This is a genomic window from Gaetbulibacter saemankumensis DSM 17032, from assembly GCF_000425645.1.
Taxonomy (GTDB): Bacteria; Bacteroidota; Bacteroidia; order Flavobacteriales; family Flavobacteriaceae; genus Gaetbulibacter; species Gaetbulibacter saemankumensis.
In genome coordinates, this window is the sequence record NZ_AUDV01000012.1 from 1 (window position 1) to 2865 (window position 2865).

At 47.3% G+C, this 2865-nt stretch carries 2 rRNA genes; both read right to left on the minus strand.

Annotated features, from left to right (window positions below):
* Positions 1-93: 93 nt before the first annotated feature.
* Positions 94-201: ribosomal RNA gene (gene rrf / locus H611_RS0106725) — 5S ribosomal RNA — on the minus strand.
* A 112-nt stretch (positions 202-313) separates the two neighbouring features.
* Positions 314-2865 (minus strand): 23S ribosomal RNA (locus tag H611_RS0106730); the annotation flags it as partial.

Genomic DNA, 2865 nt, shown 5'->3' on the forward strand with positions numbered 1-2865 from the left:
CTGTAAGCAATTTAAATTCTAATGTCTGCCTGTTCGGGTTTTCAGTTTAGGGCAAAAAAAAATCCTCATCAAATAAATGATGAGGATTCTAAAACAAGGCGATGACCTACTCTCCCACAATCGTAGTACCATCGGCGCTAACGGGCTTAACTTCTCTGTTCGGAATGGTAAGAGGTGAGCCCCGTTGCTATAACCACCTTAAATCGTCGTCTTGACTAATCAAGAACTAATATTGTAACATATTGAAAAAAGGACTCTATAAGTCGCTATACATAATAATAGTAATAAATTTTGAACTTTAAAAAAACAGGCGTACAATAAGCCTATGGGTTATTAGTACTACTCGGCTATGACATTACTGCCTTTACACCTATAGCCTATCAACGTGATCATCTCTCACGACCCTTTAAAGAAATCTCATCTTGTGGTGGGTTTCGCGCTTATATGCTTTCAGCGCTTATCCCTTCCAAACGTAGCTACTCTGCAATGCCGCTGGCGCGACAACAGATACACCAGAGGTTTGTCCAACTCGGTCCTCTCGTACTAGAGTCAGATCCACTCAAATTTCTAACGCCCACTGTAGATAGAGACCGAACTGTCTCACGACGTTCTGAACCCAGCTCGCGTGCCACTTTAATGGGCGAACAGCCCAACCCTTGGGACCTTCTCCAGCCCCAGGATGTGACGAGCCGACATCGAGGTGCCAAACCCCCCCGTCGATATGAGCTCTTGGGGGAGATCAGCCTGTTATCCCCGGCGTACCTTTTATCCTTTGAGCGATGGCCCTTCCATGCGGAACCACCGGATCACTATGCTCTACTTTCGTACCTGATCGACTTGTAGGTCTCTCAGTCAAGCTTCCTTATGCCATTGCACTCTACGCACGGTTACCAAGCGTGCTGAGGAAACCTTTAGAAGCCTCCGTTACTCTTTTGGAGGCGACCACCCCAGTCAAACTACCCACCAAGCAATGTCCCCTCGAAAGAGGGTTAGACTCTAGATAAGCAAAGGGTGGTATTTCAACAATGACTCCACAACGCCTGGCGACGCTGCTTCGAAGTCTCCCACCTATCCTACACATTACTTATCCAAAACCAATACTAAGCTATAGTAAAGGTGCACGGGGTCTTTTCGTCCCACAGCGGGTAATCGGCATCTTCACCGATACTACAATTTCACCGAGCTCATGGCTGAGACAGTGTCCAGATCGTTGCACCATTCGTGCAGGTCGGAACTTACCCGACAAGGAATTTCGCTACCTTAGGACCGTTATAGTTACGGCCGCCGTTTACTGGGGCTTCATTTAAGACCTTCGAGTTACCTCTAAGCCCTCCACTTAACCTTCCAGCACCGGGCAGGTGTCAGGCCATATACGTCATCTTTCAATTTAGCATAGCCCTGTGTTTTTGATAAACAGTCGCCTGGACCTTTTCACTGCGGCCCCACTTTAAAGTGGGGCGACCCTTCTCCCGAAGTTACGGGTCTATTTTGCCTAATTCCTTAGCCATGAATCTCTCGAGCTCCTTAGAATTCTCATCCCAACTACCTGTGTCGGTTTAGGGTACGGGCCGCTTCTCTCGCTTTTCTTGGAAGTCGCTTCTCTGGATTATCACCGCAACCGAAGTCTTAGTGTACTATCGGGGTGTTACCACTCCCTTCAACGTGCTATTCCGTCAGCACGCACCAAATATACGCCTCCGTCACTTTTATTGAGAGCGGGTACAGGAATATTAACCTGTTGTCCATCCACTACCCCTTTCGGGTTCGCGTTAGGTCCCGACTAACCCTCAGCTGATTAGCATAGCTGAGGAAACCTTAGTCTTTCGGAGTGCGGGTTTCTCGCCCGCATTATCGTTACTTATGCCTACATTTTCTTTTCTAACCAGTCCAGCATGTCTCACAACACACCTTCAACCCTGTTAGAATGCTCCCCTACCAGTTATAATAAATTACAAATCCATAGCTTCGGTAGTATACTTATGCCCGATTATTATCCATGCCGAACCGCTCGACTAGTGAGCTGTTACGCACTCTTTAAATGAATGGCTGCTTCCAAGCCAACATCCTAGCTGTCAAAGCAGTTCAACCGCGTTTTTTCAACTTAGCATACATTTGGGGACCTTAGCTGATGGTCTGGGTTCTTTCCCTCTCGGACATGGACCTTAGCACCCATGCCCTCACTGCTGATAAACATTTTATAGCATTCGGAGTTTGTCAGGAATTGGTAGGCGGTGAAGCCCCCGCATCCAATCAGTAGCTCTACCTCTATAAAACTATTAATCAACGCTGCACCTAAATGCATTTCGGGGAGTACGAGCTATTTCCGAGTTTGATTGGCCTTTCACCCCTACCCACAGGTCATCCGAAGACTTTTCAACGTCAACCGGTTCGGTCCTCCACTGTATGTTACTACAGCTTCAACCTGCCCATGGGTAGATCACACGGTTTCGCGTCTACCACTACTAACTATAGCGCCCTATTCAGACTCGCTTTCGCTACGGATCCGGTACTGAATACCTTAACCTTGCTAGCAACGGTAACTCGTAGGCTCATTATGCAAAAGGCACGCCGTCACGGATCAAGTCCGCTCCGACCGCTTGTAAGCGTATGGTTTCAGGTTCTATTTCACTCCCTTATTCAGGGTTCTTTTCACCTTTCCCTCACGGTACTAGTTCACTATCGGTCTCTCAGGAGTATTTAGCCTTATGGGATGGTCCCCACTAATTCATACAGGATTACTCGTGTCCCGCACTACTCAGGATACTGCTATCTTACTACTCTTTACCTATACCGGGCTATCACCGTCTTTGGCTTGTCTTTCCAAACAATTCTAGTTCATCATAATTCGAATATTGCAGTCCTACA